The organism is Streptomyces sp. NPDC093094 (assembly GCF_044754345.1).
Classification (GTDB): domain Bacteria; phylum Actinomycetota; class Actinomycetes; order Streptomycetales; family Streptomycetaceae; genus Streptomyces.
Genome location: NZ_JBIVOX010000036.1, coordinates 21,371 through 38,850 on the forward strand (window position 1 = coordinate 21,371; position 17,480 = coordinate 38,850).

At 68.8% G+C, this 17,480-nt stretch carries 12 protein-coding genes and 4 pseudogenes; 10 read left to right on the forward strand and 6 right to left on the reverse strand.

The window, feature by feature from the left end; translation table 11 throughout:
- Window positions 1–122: 122 nt before the first annotated feature.
- A complete protein-coding gene (locus ACIQGV_RS38775; RefSeq protein WP_402503983.1) occupies window positions 123–1,088 on the forward strand; it encodes a glycoside hydrolase family 6 protein in 966 nt (321 codons plus the stop codon).
- Between the two features lie 138 nt (window positions 1,089–1,226).
- A complete protein-coding gene (locus ACIQGV_RS38780) occupies window positions 1,227–2,513 on the forward strand; it encodes a glycoside hydrolase family 6 protein (protein WP_402503985.1) in 1,287 nt (428 codons plus the stop codon).
- Window positions 2,514–2,640: 127 nt separating this feature from the next.
- Here ACIQGV_RS38780 and ACIQGV_RS38785 read toward each other — a convergent pair whose 3' ends face one another.
- A complete protein-coding gene (locus tag ACIQGV_RS38785; RefSeq protein WP_402503987.1) occupies window positions 2,641–3,933 on the reverse strand; it encodes an IS256 family transposase in 1,293 nt (430 codons plus the stop codon).
- Between the two features lie 139 nt (window positions 3,934–4,072).
- Here ACIQGV_RS38785 and ACIQGV_RS38790 point away from each other — a divergent pair.
- The 5 genes and pseudogenes from ACIQGV_RS38790 to ACIQGV_RS38810 form a co-directional block, all read left to right on the forward strand.
- A pseudogene (locus ACIQGV_RS38790) lies at window positions 4,073–4,610 on the forward strand (IS5 family transposase); the annotation flags it as partial.
- Window positions 4,611–4,854: 244 nt separating this feature from the next.
- Window positions 4,855–8,877: a DNRLRE domain-containing protein gene (locus tag ACIQGV_RS38795; RefSeq protein WP_402503989.1), complete on the forward strand. Its 4,023-nt coding sequence runs from the start codon at window positions 4,855–4,857 to the stop codon at window positions 8,875–8,877.
- 13 nt (window positions 8,878–8,890) lie between these two features.
- Window positions 8,891–9,373 (forward strand): hypothetical protein, encoded by a 483-nt coding sequence (locus tag ACIQGV_RS38800; RefSeq protein WP_402503992.1) that lies wholly within the window; start codon window positions 8,891–8,893, stop codon window positions 9,371–9,373.
- 1,151 nt (window positions 9,374–10,524) lie between these two features.
- On the forward strand, window positions 10,525–10,851 hold the full coding sequence (locus ACIQGV_RS38805) for a GYD domain-containing protein (RefSeq protein WP_402504008.1): 327 nt from the start codon (window positions 10,525–10,527) through the stop codon (window positions 10,849–10,851).
- A gap of 621 nt (window positions 10,852–11,472) precedes the next feature.
- Window positions 11,473–12,003, forward strand: coding sequence for a hypothetical protein (locus ACIQGV_RS38810; protein ID WP_402503994.1), 531 nt, complete (start codon window positions 11,473–11,475; stop codon window positions 12,001–12,003).
- A 585-nt stretch (window positions 12,004–12,588) separates the two neighbouring features.
- On the opposite strand, the gene ACIQGV_RS38815 is transcribed toward ACIQGV_RS38810, so the two are convergent.
- Entirely contained in the window at window positions 12,589–13,194 is a 606-nt protein-coding gene (locus ACIQGV_RS38815) for a dihydrofolate reductase family protein (RefSeq protein ID WP_402503996.1), read from the reverse strand.
- Window positions 13,195–13,663: 469 nt separating this feature from the next.
- Window positions 13,664–13,993, reverse strand: a pseudogene (locus ACIQGV_RS38820) (YdcF family protein); the annotation flags it as partial.
- Here ACIQGV_RS38820 and ACIQGV_RS38825 point away from each other — a divergent pair.
- The 3 genes and pseudogenes from ACIQGV_RS38825 to ACIQGV_RS38835 all read left to right on the forward strand — a co-directional run.
- Window positions 13,983–14,615, forward strand: a pseudogene (locus tag ACIQGV_RS38825) (LacI family transcriptional regulator); the annotation flags it as partial. The pseudogenes ACIQGV_RS38820 and ACIQGV_RS38825 sit on opposite strands and share 11 nt — an antisense overlap.
- A gap of 81 nt (window positions 14,616–14,696) precedes the next feature.
- The gene (locus tag ACIQGV_RS38830) at window positions 14,697–15,308 is read left to right on the forward strand and encodes a TMEM175 family protein (RefSeq protein WP_402504010.1); all 612 of its coding nucleotides are present in this window, start codon (window positions 14,697–14,699) and stop codon (window positions 15,306–15,308) included.
- A gap of 287 nt (window positions 15,309–15,595) precedes the next feature.
- The gene (locus tag ACIQGV_RS38835) at window positions 15,596–16,033 is read left to right on the forward strand and encodes a DUF4259 domain-containing protein (RefSeq protein WP_402504012.1); all 438 of its coding nucleotides are present in this window, start codon (window positions 15,596–15,598) and stop codon (window positions 16,031–16,033) included.
- Window positions 16,034–16,187: 154 nt separating this feature from the next.
- Here the strand turns inward: ACIQGV_RS38835 and ACIQGV_RS38840 are convergent, their stop codons facing one another.
- The 3 genes and pseudogenes from ACIQGV_RS38840 to ACIQGV_RS38850 form a co-directional block, all read right to left on the reverse strand.
- Window positions 16,188–16,439 carry an integrase core domain-containing protein gene (locus ACIQGV_RS38840; protein WP_402503998.1) on the reverse strand — a complete coding sequence of 84 codons (252 nt, stop codon included), beginning with the start codon at window positions 16,437–16,439 and terminating at the stop codon, window positions 16,188–16,190.
- A gap of 52 nt (window positions 16,440–16,491) precedes the next feature.
- Window positions 16,492–16,815: pseudogene (locus ACIQGV_RS38845) on the reverse strand (DDE-type integrase/transposase/recombinase); the annotation flags it as partial.
- A 249-nt stretch (window positions 16,816–17,064) separates the two neighbouring features.
- Entirely contained in the window at window positions 17,065–17,430 is a 366-nt protein-coding gene (locus tag ACIQGV_RS38850; protein WP_402504000.1) for a transposase, read from the reverse strand.
- Window positions 17,431–17,480: the final 50 nt, after the last annotated feature.

The window sequence follows — 17,480 nt, forward strand, 5'->3', positions numbered from 1 at the left end:
GTCGTCCCCGCCAGAAGAGCCGTCGCCCCAGGGGACGCGGTACCACCGCAGTCCCTCCGTACGCCGCACGCTCCGGACGAGAGCCCGGCGTATCTCCCCCGCCAGAAAACCGAGGTACATTCATGCGCCGCAGGATCAGTACCCTCACGGCCGCCCTGATCGCGCTGCCACTGACACTCGTCGTCGCGCCGTCCGCTCACGCCGCCGACCCCACGACGATGACCAGCGGTTTCTACGTCGACCCGAACTCCACCGCGAAGCAGTGGGTCGCCGCGAACCCCACCGACGGGCGTGCGCCCGCGATCAGCGCGTCCATCGCCAACACCCCGATGGCCCGGTGGTTCGGCTCCTGGAGCGGCAGCATCGCCACCGCCACCGGCGCGTACGTCGGAGCAGCCGACTACTGGGACAAGCTGCCGGTGCTCGTGGCGTACAACGTCTACAACCGCGACTACTGCGGCGGGCACTCGGGGGGCGGCGCCTCCTCGCCCTCCGCGTACGCGACCTGGATCGCCGAGTTCGCCGGAGGGATCGGACAGCGCCCGGCCGTCGTCGTCCTCGAACCCGACGCTCTCGGGGACTACGCCTGCATGAACCAGGCACAGATCACCGAACGCAGGGGCATGATCAACGGCGCTCTCGCCGAGTTCAACCGTCAGACACCGAACACATGGGTCTACCTCGACGCCGGCAACCCCGGCTGGGGCAACCCCGCCACGATGGCCCAGCGGCTGCACGGCGCCGGCCTGCAGCAGGCCCACGGCTTCTCGCTGAACATCTCCAACTACTACTCGACCGGCGAGAACACCGCCTTCGCCAACGCCATCAACGCCGAGCTGAGCGCCCGTTACGGCTACACCAGGCCGTTCGTCGTCGACACCAGCCGCAACGGCAACGGATCCGACGGCCAGTGGTGCAACCCCGCGGGCCGCCGCATCGGCACCCCGCCCCAGAAGGGCGGGGGCGCCGAGATGCTCCTGTGGATCAAGACGCCCGGCGAGTCCGACGGCAACTGCGGCGTCGGAGCCGGCTCCTCGGCCGGACAGTTCCTCCCCGAGGCTGCCTACAAGATGATCTACGGCTACTGAACCGGGCTTCTGGGGCCCGACCCCGTCCAAGCCCCGCTACCGGGCCCCAGGCATCACCGCCGCACGGGACGCGCAGCCGTTCACCGCTGCCCGCCCCACGGGCGGATCCTCCCTACACACCCCTCGCAAGGAGCCACCGTGAAACCGCCCCTTCTCATGCGCACGGGCGCCGCGATCGCCGCGATCGGCGTCTGCGCCGCCCTCACCTCGACTCAGGCACAGGCCACCCCCGCGCCCGCCACCGCGACGCAGAACGTGATCACACCGGCCACCAAGTTCTACGTGGACCCGCAGAGCAAGGCCGCCAAGCAGACCCTCACCGACCTCAAGAACGGTGACCTCGCCGACGCCGCCAACATGGCCAAGCTCGCCAGCTGGCCACAGTCCAAGTGGTTCACCGAAGGAACCCCCGCGCAGGTCCGCGCCGAAGCCGCCAAGCTCGTCCGCAAGGCCCAGGCCACGGGCACCACCCCCGTCATGGTCGCCTACAACGTGCCCGGCCGGGACTGCACCCAGTACTCCAGCGGCGGCGCCGCCACCTCCGCCGCCTACCGGCAGTGGATCGACGCCTTCGCCGAGGGCATCGGTGACGACAAGGCCGTCGTCATCGTCGAGCCCGACGGCCTCGCCCTCGTGCCCAGCGACTGCGGCCCCACCACCGACCCCACCGGCGAACTGACCGCCACCCGCCTCGCCGACCTCGAGTACGCGGTCAAGACGCTCAAGGCCAAGCCCCGCACCGCGGTCTACCTGGACGCCGGCAACGTCCAGTGGCGCCTCGTCGGCGACATGGCGCAGCGCCTGCTGGACTCCGGTGTCGAGTACAGCGACGGCTTCGCCCTCAACGTCTCCAACACCCACCCCACCGCCCACAACGCGCGGTACGGCACCTGGATCTCCAAGTGCATGTGGTTCGCCACCAAGGGCCCCGACCGGGCGCGCGGTCACGCCGACTGGTGCGCCAACCAGTACTACTCCCCCGCCGCCCCGAACGACGGCACCCCCGGCAACTCTGTCGACTCCACCAAGCCCGAGACCTGGCGCTGGACCGACGCCTGGTTCGACCAGAACGCCGATGACGCGTCGACCGACGAGCTCAAGCACTTCGTCATCGACACCAGCCGCAACGGCCTGGGCGCCTGGACCCCGCCGGCCGGCAAGTACACCGGCGACGCGGAGCCATGGTGCAACGCCCCCGGCCGGGGCCTCGGCCCGCGTCCCACCGCCGATACCGGGACCCCCCTCGTCGACGCCTACCTCTGGATCAAGGTTCCCGGAGAGTCCGACGGCAGCTGCACCCGCAGCACCGGCGGCACCATCGACCCCGAGTACGGCATCGTCGACCCTCCCGCCGGCGCCTGGTGGCCCGACTACGTCCACGGTCTGGCCCGCAACGCAGCACCCCGCCTGACGTTCGACCACTGAGTACCGCTCATCAGACGATCGTGGCCGGCCACAGGCACCTGTCACCGCGTGGCTGGTCATCGTCCCCGCCCGGCACACCTCCCCCGTGGGGTCTGTCAATCGGACGGTGTAACGAGGGTGGTTGGGGTTACTGACGTGCTGCGGAGAGCCGGCCGTCGAAGGTGATGTCGAAGGCGTTCAAGGCGGTCTTCCAGCGCATGGTCCAGCGGGCCTGTCCCTTGCCGGTGGGGTCGAGCGACATAATCGCCATGTAGACGCATTTCAGGGCGGCGGTCTCGTTCGGGAAGTGCCCGCGGGCCTTGACCGCCCGCCGGATCCTGGCGTTCACGGACTCGATCGCGTTCGTGGTGCAGACGATGCGGCGGATCTCCGTGTCGAACCGCAGGAACGGGGTGAACTCCTCCCAGGCGTTCTCCCAGAGCCTGACGATCGCCGGATACTTCTTCCCCCAGACGTCGGCAAACTCGGCGAACCGCTCGAGGGCCGCGTCCTCTGTCGGAGCGGTGTAGATGGGCTTGAGGAGCCTGGCGATCTTGTCCCAGTCCTGGCGGGCGGCATAGCGGAAGGAGTTCCGCAGGAGGTGGACCACGCAGGTCTGGACGGTGGTGCGGGGCCAGACGGTCTCGACGGCGTCGGGCAGGCCCTTGAGGCCGTCGCAGACAAGCATGAGGACGTCGTTCACGCCGCGGTTCTTGATCTCGGTGAGGATGTGCATCCAGTGCTTGGCGCCCTCGCCGCCGTCGCCGGCCCACAGTCCGAGGATCTCCCGGCGGCCTTCGGTGGTGACGGCTAGGGCCACATATATGGGCCGGTTGGCGACGGCGCCGTCGCGGATCTTCACGTGGATGGCGTCGATGAAGACCACCGGATAGACCGGGTCCAAGGGGCGGTTCTGCCATTCGGCCATGCCCTCGAGGACCTTGTCGGTGATCGTGGAGATCGTCTGGCGGGATACCTCGGCGCCATAGACCTCCGCGAGGTGGGCCTGGACCTCGCCGGTGGTCAGGCCCTTCGCAGACAGAGAGATGACCATCTCGTCGACGCCGGTCAGGCGTTTCTGCCGCTTCTTGACGATCTTCGGCTCGAAGGACCCGTCCCGGTCGCGGGGCACGGATATCTCCACCGGGCCGATGTCGGTCAGGACAGTCTTCGCGCGGGTGCCGTTGCGGCTGTTGCCACCGTTCTTCCCGGCCGGGTCGTGCTTGTCATAGCCAAGATGGTCGGTGATCTCGCCTTCCAGTGCGGACTCCAACAGCCGCTTCGTCAGCTGCTGGAGCAGTCCGCCCTCGCCCGTCAGCTGCAAGCCCTCCGCCTGGGCGCGGGAGACCAGCTCGTCGATCAGCCGGGCGTCCACCGCCTTCGACTGCTGAGGCTCAGACGGCTCGGCGGTCTCCGCCTCGGTCACGTTCTCACTGGTCATCGATGCATCCTCCATGATCGGGAGTTACACCGAACGATTTACAGTCCCCCCCCCGTGTCTCAGTGGCGACCGCCCGGGGGACGGTCCACCACTCGTGGCAAGAGGTCATCTCATTTGGAGCGTTCGATGAACTTCCGGTGTGGGGATCGTTGAGCGGCTGGTGCCGGACGAGCTGTGGGAGTTGTTCCAGCGGGTGGTGCCGGAGGCGCCGACCCGTCCGCAGGGAGGCGGTCGGCGTCGGCACGGTGACCGGGGGTGCCGGCCGCGATCGTGTTCGTGGCCACGTCGGGCTGCACGTGGCAGCAGCTGCCGTCCGCCTCGTTCGGACCGTCGGGAGCCACGGCCCACCGACGTTTCACCGAGTGGTCGACGGCCCGGGTCCGGGCGAAGCTGCATCGCCTGGTCCTGGACGAGCTCGGCTCTCGCGGCGAGCTGGACCGGTCCCGCTGTGCGATCGACTCGGTGAACATGCGGGCCCTGAAGAAGGGGATCTGACGGGTCCGAATTCGGTGGATCGCGGCAGGTACGGGTCGAAGATCCACTTGATCACCGAGCGGACCGGGCTGCCCCTGCCGGTGGGCATCTCGGGTGCGAACACGCACGACAGCCAGGGCCTGGAGCCGCTCGTGCGGGGCATCCCGCCGATCCGCCCCCGCCGCGGTCCGCGCCGCCGCCGTGCCGCCGCCGGCGGCTTCGCGATGATCCATGCCGACAGGCTGAAGTCGGCAACTCGCCTCACCTGTAAGGACATTGGTGTCAAGCACTGCACGGGGCGCACCCCGTGCAGACGGGACCCGGAGGTCACCACAAGCCTGCGGACCTCGGCTGATCGAAGGACGCCCGTTGTGGCATGTCCGCATCCATGTGAAGATCACCTCCTCTTTTCCCCCTCACTGGGGAGAGAGCGTGAAAGGATCATGAGTGCCACGAAGAACGTCCCAGCAGCGTCGATCCCGCCTCGGAGCCACGCTGTCACTGCTGATGGTCATCGAAACCGGGTTGGCGGTGGCCACAACCGGAGCCCCCTCGTCGGCTGCTGAAGAGACCCCCGCGTCGACGACCGAGCAGCAGTCGGAGGAAGCCCAGGCTCGTTTCCAGGCGCTGATCAAGAACGAGCGGGTCGAGATCAAGGGATTGCGGACCGAGGATTCCTCGACCTTCGCCAACCCGAACGGCTCGCTCACCACCGAGGCGTTCACCGGTCCCGTGCAGGTGAAGGACTCGAAGGGCAACTGGCACAAGGTGGACACCACCTTGGAACAGGTGGGCGACGAGATCCAACCGAGGACCGCCGCCGCAGACATCCGCTTCTCTGCAGGTGGGAACACCTCCTACCTGGCACAGGTCGAGGAGGCGGGGCACACTCTCGGCATCGACTGGCAGGGACCACTGCCCAAGCCGGACCTGGCCGGCAACACGGCCACGTACCGCGATGTCGTTCCCGGCGGCGACCTCGTCGTCACCGCGCTCCCGCAGGGCTTCTCCCACTCGATCGTGCTGCGGGAGCGACCCAAGAAGGCCATGCAGTTCCGGCTGCCGGTGAGCGCGGACGACCTGCGGCTGGAGGAAACCCGCGACAAGCGGCTGCGCTGGGAGAACGACCAGGGCAAGCAGGTGGCCTCGGCGCCGACTCCGCTGATGTGGGACTCATCGGAGGACAAGGAATCCGGGGAGCCTGAGCACACGGCCCAGGTGACCACCCAGGTGCAGGACATCAGCGGTGACGGGCAGACGCTCGTGCTCAGCCCGGATCAGGAATTCCTGTCCGACCCCGACCTCGAGTACCCGGTCGTCATCGACCCCACCAACACGCTCATGGGCCCCGTCACGGACACCTGGGTCCAGTACGACGACTACCCGAACTCGCAGCGCGGCTCGACCGAGTTGAAGGCGGGTACGTACGACGGGACCGAGAAGGCCCGGTCCTACCTGAAGTTCGACGTCGCCAACTACGTCGGAAAGCACATCACCGACACCGACCTGCGACTGTACTCGTACTGGTCCTCGTCCTGCAGTACGAGCGGATCGGGTGTCGAGGCCCGCCGGGTGACGGCGGACTGGGATCCGTCAGCGATCACCTGGGGCGCGCAGCCCGCCACCACGACTGCATCCGCGATCGTGAACAAGTCGGCAAAGGGCCACGACTCCAGCTGCCCTGCCGGCCATGTCTCCTGGGACATCGACGGCATTGTGCAGGCATGGTCCGACGGACAGCCCAACTACGGCATCCGGCTCGCCGGGGCGAACGAGACCGACCCGCTGACCTGGCGTCGCTACCGTTCCGCCAACTACGTCGACGGCAGCCACAACGCGGCCACCGAACCGTCGTTGACGGTGACCTACAACTCGTATCCGAGTACACCGACGGCCACCACCGTGTCACCGCAGAAGCCCGGTGCGTCGAATCTGACCGTCGCGTCGCTCACTCCGACACTGTCGGCGAAAGTCGCCGACTCCGATGCCGGAGCATCCCTCACGGCCCAGTTCGAGATCACAGCGGACCCGGCATTCGCGGACAGCACATACGCATACAGCGGTACCTCGATCGCGTTCGCCCCTGGCAGCGAGGCAACCCTTCGGATCCCGACGACGAACAAGCTGCCAGAGGGTGCTCATCTGCGGCTGCGATCAAGGGCGTACGACGGCGTGGACTACTCCAAGGCGTGGTCCGCATGGGTGCCGTTCGGCGTCGACACCACCGGCGTGCTTCCAGGTGACGCTCCCACCGACTTCCAGACCGGTGGCACCGGCACACTGACGCCGGTGCTCTCCGGTGTCGTCTCGACGCCCAGCGGCGGCATGGTCGACGCTGACTTCACGTTGTACGACGCGAGCGGAAACGCGCTCGGTGGATCGGTCCTCGGCAGCCATACCGCACCCAGCGGCGACCGGGTGTCCTTCCAGGTGCCCGCCGGGCTGCTGGCCGACGGACAGACCTACACCTGGAAAATGCGCGCCTGCCACGAGGGCATGTGCTCCGCGTACTCAGCCGCCCGCTCCTTCAAGGTGGCCCTCGTGACGGAGGAAGCCCCCGATGCACCGCTGAAGCTGAGCGTCACGGGAACAGCCGTCTCCAGCGCCCAGGTCGTCACGGGAGGCGATGCCTGCGACGGACTGCCCTGCGATGCGACGACAGGAGCCCAGACCCTGCGAGTCGGCAGGGAGGGAACCAGCACCTGGCGCTCCTACCTGAAGCCCGATCTGTCCACCCTGCCGGCAGGCGCGCGCGTCACCTCCGCGGTGCTGCGGCTTTCCTCCTCCGGATGCATGACGGTCTGCGACGACGCGCAAGTCGGGGTGTACGGGCTGAACGAAGCCTTCGACACCACGGGTACCGGAATGGATCTGCAGAACGCGATCCCACCGGACGCCCTTGTCTCAGGCGGTTCGCCCTGGGAATTCGACGTCACAGGGCTCGTGGCGGGCTGGCGCGACGAGGCCGGCGACAGCCCCGACCACGGCGTCGCGCTGCTCATGGAGGACGAATCCCCTTCCGGCCCAGGCATCGCCTTCGCCTCGCCCGAGAACATCCAGACCACCCGGCGCCCCGTGTTCGACATCTCCTACGTTGCGGCCACACCCCCGGGCGCGGTCACGAACGCAGCGGCCCAGCGTGGTGACGCAGGAGTACTCACCACCTGGTCCGCCGTGACCGACAGCGGTTACAACGGGTCGGACGTCACCTACACCGTCAGTGCTCTGGACGCGTCCGGCACCGTGGTGAAGGAGACGACGACGCCCCGCACCTCGGCCGTACTGACGGGCCTGGCGAACGGCACCGCCTACACGGTCCGGATCACGGCCACCACGCCCTACGGCACGGGCCCGGCGGTGACCACCGGCTCGGTGACACCGACCGCCGTACCGCAAGGTGCGGAGATCTATCGCGAGACCGTTCAGCAGCACCTGAACGCGCGTGACGGCATCACCACCGGAGTCCACAGCAATGCCGCCGTCGCGACGGCCGCGTCGAGCCGCGGGCCTGGCTTCTCCTGGCTGCTGGCAGCCGAGGGCGCCGACCTGGTCGCCACACGCGACGCTCTGGCCGCCGACGCCATGTCGTACACGAGCATGACGTCCGAGCTGACGGACGTGCTCGTCATGCTGTCCCAGGACGGCCAGTCGGTTGCCTTGCGAGCCACGGTCAAGGAAAGTTCCGGCCTGTACGACGGTACGGGAACCACGCCGACCGAGTCGGAGAGAACCTGGCGCTACACCTTCGCGCTGGAGGGCGTGCCCGTCGTGAAACGGCGTGTCGACGCCACGCAGGCCGAACAGGTTCTGCCGGCGGACGCGTCGGCGTTCTCGATGACGGACTTCGGCAGGCAGGTGTCGGCGGAGGAAACCTCTTCGGCGGCCAGTTCACTGCCGCACGGGGCGGTTCCGAGCTCTGGGCTCACGCTCAGCGGTGCCGTCGCCGGGCCGGACATAGACGCAATGGCAACCCTGAACGCCACCGGTATCTCCAACTGGGCCAGGGCCCACTGGAACAGCCAGCACGAGTTCTCCCAGGACTGCACCAACTTCACCTCCAAGGCCCTGAACTACGGGGGGAAGATGCGCATGAAGGGGGTGGGCAAGAACGAGGCTTCGATCCACAACTGGTGGCGCAAATACCATGAGACCAAGGGCGGTATGTGGAAGACGTGGTCCCATACGTGGACCGTGGCGAACAAGCAGGTCCTGTTCTTCCTCGAACACAGTGACGGCAAGTGGCTCGGCGAGAACCAGGCGGCCGCGAAGAAGGGCGACATCGTCTTCTTCGACTGGAACGGCAAGGGCCTCTACGACCACGCCGGCGTGATCACCCTGGTGAAGAACGGCAAGGCATATGTCACCGCGCACAACAAGAACCGGCTCGACAAGCCGCTCAACGAGTACCTGACGGGCTCCAACAGGGGAACCGACTACTCGATCATCCGCGTCAAGCCCAACTGGTACTGAGGGGAAGGTGCCTGTGAAGAAACGCGTCATCTTGCTGGGCGGTGCCGTACTCGTGGTCGTCGTCGGGATTGCCGCGGCCGTATGGTGGAACTGGTTCCGGGCCCCCTACGCCCTGGCCGATTCGCCCACGGTCGACGTGACAGTGCGCGCGGAGAAGTCTTCGTACCCTGACGTGCAGGAGACGGCCGAGGAGGTCGACACCCTCGTCCGGGTCTATGTGCAGCGGCTCAAGGACGGCGACGCGAAGGGAATCGCCGAACTCGCCGGGCCCGACTACAAGAAGCCCGGGCCGACCGCGGTCACGTACGTCCGCAAGTACGGCGAAGCCGCGGGCGGACATGTCGACGTCACCGTGCTGGAAGGCACCGTCGACTACTTCAGCCCCATCACGGTGACGTACGAGGAGACCGGGCAGCGGCAGGAGCTTCTGCTGGTCAAGGACGACGGACACTGGTGGCTCGGCCTCGGTGACGGCGATCCGGCGGCGGGCATGTAGCGAGAGCCGCCGAAGGAGCCAGGAGGTTGCCTGGGCTCCAGAAGTTCGATGAACACCTTTGTGGGGCTGTCCGGCCGCAGGCCGGGCAGCCCCTTGGCCGACTGGCTCTGCCGGCCTTTGAAGCGTGATGCGGGTGTGTCAGTTCGACGGGCCTGTCCCGTGGTCGGTGGTGACGGTGAGTCCCCGTCTGTGATCACCGAGCGTGCATGATGCGAAACCGCACCACACGTCTGACCGACCGGCTCTGCGAGCTGGTCGAGGAGTTGCGCGGCCGGGTCTCCGCCGACTCGCCAGGTCGCCGACCGTGCCCCTCTCGTACGCCATCACCCTGCGCTTGCTGCGGCGGGTGCCCGCGCCCATGATGCAGATTCCGCGGGTCATCGGGGTCAACGACTTCGCTCTCTTGAGAAGGACCGCGCCGCAGTCGACGCCGCCCTCACCCTGCCGCACCACAACGGAGGCACCATAGGCGTCAACAACAAAACCAAGCTGGTCAAACGCCAGATGTACGGCCGCGCAAGCTTCCCCGTTCTCCGCCACCGCATCCTCCTGGGCTGACCACACCCTCCGTCACCACCGGCTACGGAACAGACCTGCTCGTTGACAGACCCTCACCCGCGGGGCCGGCAACCCGGCCGCGGTCCTCGCGATGGTGTTCAAGCTGGTCGAGTCCGTTCAGGCCCGGCGCCCGCCCTGCAGACCTCGCCATCCTCGGCCGGCGCGCCTTCGACGCCCTCTTCGCACTGCTGGTCCTCGCACTGGAAGGCTGCACACGCGGCGCCGTGCTGATCGCCAAGTCCGCCGCCGCACCCCGGCCCGCGCCTGTGGCCCACGGCAGACCCGGACCGAACGGCCGTGCTCGTGCCGGACACGTGGCAGATCGTGCGGGGAACCACGGGGAACGGTGGGGACCGGGCCACCGGTCAGCCAGGCCTCGCACCCGCTCCGCCGCAGTTCAGCCAAGCCGCCTCCCACCGAGAGCCCAAGCGTCCCAAAGCGAGGGCTTTGATGCCGTGTCCCGGGGCGGGCCGGGTCGCCCACCGGCAGTGCCATGCCGGTCACCCTCCCGGCCGTTCGGGGGAAACACGAGCGGTCCCGGGGCGTATCCCACCCCGCGGTGGCATTCCTTGATGGGACAAAAGGGAGACATGATGCCGCTCTATCTATCGAGGTTCAGCTACACGCCGGAAACCTGGGCCAGACTCATCGGCCACCCCGAGGACCGCGCACAGGCCGCCCAGGCATACATCGAGTCCGTCGGCGGAAAGCTCCACGGCTTCTGGTACGCCTTCGGCACCCGCGACGGCTACAACCTGTGGGAAGCCCCCGACAACGTCTCCATGGCCGCGGTCGCCCTGGCGATCAGCGGAGGCGGCGCACTCAGCTCGTTCGAGACGACCGTTCTCCTGACCATCGACGAAACCATGGACGCCCTCCGCAAAGCCGGGCAGGTCCAGTACCGGGCCCCCGGCACGTAGCGGTCCAGGCGGCCTGCAGCAACCAGCCCCGCGCATCGGTCAGTGCTACAGCGGCAAGGCACAGCAACCACGGCAACCGCCCGCGCCCCGGCTCGCAGGCAGCCGCACCGGCTACCGCGGCGCCCCACCCCGGCCCTGTCACCGACCGCCCCCAGGTCACCGCCCACCCGGCGAAATCCGAGGCCGGACACACGCCGTCCGAGAAGACGGCCACGACGCCGACCGCCGCCCTGCAACCCGCACCGGCCAGTCCGGCGATCTGCCGGCAATTCTGGATGCCTCCCGCAAGAAAGACGCTGCCACTGGCTCTGCTCACGGTCTGCGGTTCCCGCTCAAGCTTCTGTGACGCGGCCACGAGGACCGCACGGGCCGACGCCTCATCAACGGTGAGGGCGGCATGCCGCTGTACCGGCCCGAGAGCCACAGCCCCGAACTGCTGAAGATCTCCCGGGCCACCGCACCCGACCCGGCCCCCGGTCCGCGACGCGCTCCGCAGCCTCACCCCCGCGAGTTTGGAAGCCCTGGTCGTCGAAGCCGTCACCGCAGCCGAACATGCCTGGCGGCAGGTCATCGTCCGGGGCGCCAGCACTCGTGCAGGAACGGCTTCCTGAAGTGGTGGGCGTGAGTGACGACGATCAGATCCTGGCGTTGTTCAATGACCTTGATCAGCTGCCCGGACCAGACCACCTGGAGTTTCCGCACACATTCGACTACGCCGCCGCCAAGGCGCGGGCGATCCAGCTGCGGAACCGGCTGAGCAATGACCTTGGGCATCCATGTCGACTCGATGACCAGACACAGGACGCCAGCTACTACTTCAAGATCGCCGTCCCGGCAGAGGCAACCCAAGCCGGCGTTCCACTGGGCGTGCGCCTGAGCAACTACGGCAACCTCGCAGTCGTGACCACCCCGCTGCCCGACAGCCACCAAGACCTGGACCACGCCGTCCGCGAGGGCGTGCTGTCCGCTGACGAGCGCGACCGGATGGCTTCGGCGCTGTCCATGCTCGGCTACACCCTGATCCCGCAACACCTGCTCCATCGGCGCTACACCGGAGTGACGGGGCCGGCGGAGGACAGATTCACCTACCTCAGCCACGGACCACACCAGGGTCTCGCAACATGGTGGACCCGCTTCTTCGAGCATCTCTGAGCGCCGGGACCGTTACGCCCCTGCGGTCCGGGACGGTACGCATGCCGCCACCACAGCACCCGCACCGCCGCAGCATCGTCCGGCGTGAACAGCGACGAACCCTCACCGTGACCGCAGGCGTCCTGCGCGCCCTTCGCCGGAACCCTCCTCACCGGCCCCCTCGGCGGCTACCCGGCACTGTTCGCCGCACTGGCCCTCCTCTCGGCCGTTGCCGCCATCACAGCCACCGGCACCCGCCCCACGACACATGACGGCTGAGCGGGCCCTCATCCACTACGCCTGCGGCAGCCGAACAGCACCGCTCAGCCTTCTGCCGGCCCGCCCTCATACGCGGTGTCCAGGTCGCGCAGCAGACCCAGCCCCCGACCGGGCCGCCGGCCTTCAACCCGAACAGGCAGCAGCCCAGGAAGCCGAGCGGGAAAAGACACTCGCAACCGACGCCGGCCGCCCGCCCCTACGAGGTCCTGCTCCGCGCCCGCCGACGCCGGCCTGACGGCCGTCCGGACGGACGGACGGGCGGACGGACGGGCGGACGGACGGGCGGACGGACGGGCGGACGGGCGGACGGGCGGACGGGGCGACGCGTCACGCAGGGGTGCCGAGCGGCGGATGCTCGAGCACGCGGGGCCTGTACTCGACCATCTGGATGCGGCCGTCGAAGGTACGGTGCCCGATCATCTCCAGGGCAACGTCCGGATAGCCGTCGTAGATGCGTTCCTCACCCGTGACCCCGGTGATCACCGGGAACATCACGACACGGAAGCGATCGACGAGTCCGGCCCGCAGCAGGGACCGGCACAGGCTGAGGCTGCCGATCGTGCTGAGGAGCCCCGAGCCACTCGACTTCATGGCACGGACCGCCTCGACGGCGTCTTCGCGGACGAGCCGGGAGTTGGCCCAGGTCAGCGGCTCTTCGAGCGAGGAGGAGAACACCACCTTGGACGCTCGCGTCAGTTCGTCGACGGACGCCTCTTCCTCGGGCCTGAACTCGTCCTGACCACTGGGGACCTCGCCTGCCGCGAAGCCCGACATCAGACGGTAGGTATTCGCTCCCATCAGATAGGTGACCTCGGGCTGCTCGCCCAGCCACGCGAGGTACTCCGGGCCCTCCAGACCCCAGAACCCGGGCCATCCCTCTCCCGACGCGTAACCGTCGAGGGAAGTAATGAAGTCGACGAGAAGCTCCGACATGGCGGCGTCCCTTCCTAGAGTGTCACAAGCTTGGACCGGCCGGGAGCCACAAACTCATCGCCGCACCGCGGGGCAACGAGACGGCTTGCTCCCTGCTGCTGGCTGGGCGTATCGGCGCGGTCCGGCGTCGTGGAAATCATGCGCTCCGGGGTTCACCGGGACGAAGATGAACACCGGCGAACACGACAGCGTGAGAAGCAGGTGCGGCACCGGCACGACAGCGACGGCCGATGCGACGGCGCGGAGCTCACCGAACTGCACAGGAGGCTTGCCGCCGCGCCGGCCCGAAGCGGGTTGAACAAGACGCAGCTCGCCGCCCGGTCGGGGCTCGGGCGTACGACCGTGTCGGAGGCGTCCCGTACCGGCGGCCCGGTGCCCTCGGCCGCCGCGAACAGCTTCGCCAGGGTGGTCGGCCTCGGGAACAGGTCGGGCTGATGCACGGCACACAGCCCGCCCGGGGCGGGCTTGGTCAGAGGACGAGGCGGCTGGTGAAGCCGTCGCGGATGAGGGACTCGTATGCGGCATGCACGTCCTCCGGGACGTCCTGGGCGATGGCGAAGCCCCGCTTCGGGTGTTCGATGGCCCGCTGGAGATCGCCGACGAGCATGTCCACCACGAGCTTCTCGTCGCCGATGCTCTTGACGTAGTCGTCCAGGTCCAGCTGCTCCGACGCGCACACGATCTCGACGTCGGGCCACAGCTTGCGGGTGGTGGCGAACGATCGCCTCTCCATATAGGGCTCGGAGACCAGCAGCACCGTTGCCGGGACGATGCCGGCCGCGGCCAGCAGGTCGCGGGACGTCCTCGGGGTCACCGCCGCAGTCGGCGGCCTGGAAACCGCCGACCTGCCCGAAGTGACGCCGGTGACCGATCTGCCCGCCGGCGCCCGCCGCGCCTACGTCAACACCGACGACCGGGCGGCGGGCGCGACGGCCCGCCTCTCTCATGGCCAGTGGCTGGGACGGCGGCCGGGCAACATCCTCAGCGGCGGCTTCTTCCGCAACGAGGAGGAGCGCGAGACGGGCTCCGCAGCGTCATACGCGCCCGCCACCGGCGAACACACGCTGGGCGAGATGGCCGAGGAGCAGGACCTCGACACCGCCCAGTACGACCTCGTGCGCGCCGCGCTGGAACGCGGCCCGGACATCCGTGCGGTGTACTCCATCGGCGGTGGCAACATCGCCACCCTGCGGGCCTTCGACGACCTGGGCCGCGAGTGCACCGTGTTCGTCGCGCACGACCTCACCCAAGGCAACACCCGCCTGCTGCGCGGGCACCGCCTGTCCGCCGAGCTCCACCACGGCCTGCGCCAGGACGTGCGCGATGCCTGCCACACGCTCATGCGCCCGCACGGCGCCCCGCCGCCGACCGGCCCCACGCTGCCGCCAGCGATCCAGAGGGTGACGCCCTACAACACGCCCCCCGCGCGGCCGTGTGATCCGCCGCGGGGACCGGGCGTGGGTGCGGCACAGGACGCGGCGCGCGCTCTACCGTCGGGCACCATGTGGACCTCGCGCCCGGACGGCAGCCCTGAACGGCTATTGGCCCTGGTCGACGGCGTGTTCGCCATCGCCGTCACCCTGCTCGTCCTCGACCTCTCCGTGCCCCGGGAACTCGATCCGGCCGCCTACCGCGACGCCCTGCGCGACCTGCTGCCCGACCTCGGGGCCTACGCGCTCAGCGTCGCGGTGCTCGGGAGCTTCTGGCGCGACCACCGCCGCATCTTCCAGGACGTGAGGGAGATCGACGGGCAGATCATCGCCCTCTCCATGGCCGGCCTCGGGATCGCCGCCCTCGTCCCCTTCCCGACCAGGCTGCTCGCCGAGTACGGCGCCCAGCCCGTGTCGGTCGCCATCTACTCCGGCTCGGTCGCCGCGCTCGCCGCCGCCCACCTCGCCCTCGCCGCCGTCCTGGCCAGACGCCCCTGGCTGCGCCACGACCGCACCTCCGAGGCAGCCACCCCGCTCTACCTCCTCGACAGCGCCACCTCCGTGCTGGTCTTCACCGCCACCGTCCCGCTGGCCCTGCTGGCCGGCCCGCAGATCATGTGGGCGTGGCTGGCACTCGTACCGCTGAAGGTCTACCTGGGCCGCCGGCTGCACACCCCCGACTGACCCGGACCTCACACCCGCACCGAACCCGCGGGCACACCCCGCACCCGCACGGCAGCACGCTGCGGATCTCGGGACCGGGGCCCGGCCAGATGCCTCATCGCCGGCCTCACCCTGCCTGGAGCTCGGGCGCCGTCGAAGAACGCGTCCACCGGACCAAGATGCTCAAGCGCCAGATGTCCGGCCGCGCAGACTTTGCCCTCCTGCGGAAGCGCGTCCCGCTTTCCTCATGACAGCCGCTGTCAGTGGTCGCTGCAATGATCACCGCACGTCAACGCGAGGAGATCATCATGGGAACTTGGGACATCGGCCCCTTCGAGAACGACATGGCCGCGGACTTCGCCTACACCCTGGACGAGACGGCCCCGGACAAGCGCGAGGGCCTCGTGCGAGCGACGCTCAGCCGCACCGTCCAAGCCCCGGACTACCTCGAGAGCCCAGAGGGCGCAGAGGCTGTCGCAGCTGCCGCTCTCATCGCGGCACAGTGCCCGGGCGGTGAACCGATCAGTACAAGCTACGGGCCCGAGGAAGCCCTTCCGGCTTTCGCCGGCGATCTTCGGCCGCTTGCTGTCGAGGCACTCGACCGAGTGGTCGCCGAGGAGTCCGAGCTCGCCGAACTCTGGGATGAGACACCGAGCGGCCCGAAGTGGCGGCAGAGCATCAGCCGCCTTCGCACCGTCCTCGCACCCGAATCCAATCCTCAGGGAGAGGCGCTGTTCGATATCTGACTTGACATCCCACTATTACTGGTCACGGAGGTGATGCTGTTGGTGATCTTCGCTCGGTGGGGCGAAGCCGTGCCGTGGGAGTGTCTGATCAACGGCGGATCTGCTGATCAAGGAGAGACGTCAAGTGTCAATCCCCTCGCAGTGTGGAGACGATCTATGCGGCCAGTCCCTCGGCGAGGGTGGCCCGGTACTCGCGTTCGTAGTCGATCGGGCTCTTGAACCCGCATACGCCGTGCAGCCGTCTGGTGTTGCAGAAGCCGGTGATCCAGGTGGCGATCCTGATCCGGGCCCCGGCGCGGGTGGCGAAGGTGTGCCGGTGGACGTACTCGACCTTGAGCACACGGTTGAACGCCTCGCTCACGGCGTTGTCGAAACAAGATCCGACTCTGCCCGTGGACCGGGTCACGCCCGGTCGCCGACAGGCCCGGCGAAAGCGCCGCGAGCAGTACTCGCTGCCCCCTGTCCGTGTGCATGATCACGCCGCGGACGTCGCCGCCCCCGGTGGCCGCGGCCATGTTGAGTGAGGCCACCACCGGCTCGGCGTCGTGACGGACGCCCGTCGCACAGCCGGGCAGCCGCCGGGAGAACAGACCGATGACGGTGGCGAGGCAGAGCTTGCCCTCGCCGGTGTCGGTCCCGGTCATGTCGCCCGCCCAAACAAGGTCCGGTTCCCCGGCGGTGAAGTCCCGGCGCACGAAGTCCGGGGCCGCTGCCCGCCTCCCGGGCCGGGTCAGGCCCCGGCGCCTTCGGATCTTTTGTCCGGCCGGGCCGGGTTCGGCCATGAGTCCGGCGACGGTGTTCACCGGCACCCGCCGGCCCCGGCGGATCAGCTCGATGAACACCTTGGGCGAGCCGTAGATGCCGCCCGGACCGCCGGAAGATCTCCCCGGTCTCCTCCGCCGGACGCTGCCGGCGCATCTGCCCCGCGGTGGGCGGGCGGTCGCGCCACTTGCAGCACCACGACTGCGACACCCCAAGTGCCCGGCATGCGGTGCGGTACAAAACCCTCTGCCCGGCCCTGCAGCTGCTGATCACCCCGACCGCCACGGCCGGGTCCGCGTCAGCTGCTTCACCCACAAGGCCACGAACCGCTTGCACCCATCACGCCCCGTCCCCAGCTCGCGGATGCGCTTGTCCTTCTCCCCGGCCTCGGCCCGCAGCCGGTCCGGCTCCGCGCGCCCGCTCTCCCGCAGCCGGCCACCGGGCGAGGGCTCGGCCACCGGCCGGTCCGACGACGGTGACCCGTTACGCCTCGCCCGCGACACCCGGCTGTGCAGCGTCCCGCAATGGATGCCCAGATCCGCGGCCACCTCCGGGATCGGCTTCCCGGTCTCCGTCACGATCCGTACCGCCCCCTCGCAAAACTCCGCATCGTAGAGGCGCTTCCTGGATGCCATGACCCCAACTGTCCCTCCGGTCACGGTCTCCACAGCAGGAGGAGAACTTC

What these genes read in the sequence shown, in the direction of transcription:
- ACIQGV_RS38835 (WP_402504012.1), top strand. Translation starts at nt 15,596, where the DNA reads ATGGGAACTTGGGACATCGGCCCCTTCGAGAACGACATGGCCGCGGAC.
- ACIQGV_RS38805 (WP_402504008.1), top strand. Translation starts at nt 10,525, where the DNA reads ATGCCGCTCTATCTATCGAGGTTCAGCTACACGCCGGAAACCTGGGCC.
- ACIQGV_RS38775 (WP_402503983.1), top strand. Translation starts at nt 123, where the DNA reads ATGCGCCGCAGGATCAGTACCCTCACGGCCGCCCTGATCGCGCTGCCA.
- ACIQGV_RS38785 (WP_402503987.1), bottom strand. Translation starts at nt 3,933, where the DNA reads ATGACCAGTGAGAACGTGACCGAGGCGGAGACCGCCGAGCCGTCTGAG.
- ACIQGV_RS38815 (WP_402503996.1), bottom strand. Translation starts at nt 13,194, where the DNA reads ATGTCGGAGCTTCTCGTCGACTTCATTACTTCCCTCGACGGTTACGCG.
- ACIQGV_RS38830 (WP_402504010.1), top strand. Translation starts at nt 14,697, where the DNA reads ATGTGGACCTCGCGCCCGGACGGCAGCCCTGAACGGCTATTGGCCCTG.
- ACIQGV_RS38850 (WP_402504000.1), bottom strand. Translation starts at nt 17,430, where the DNA reads ATGGCATCCAGGAAGCGCCTCTACGATGCGGAGTTTTGCGAGGGGGCG.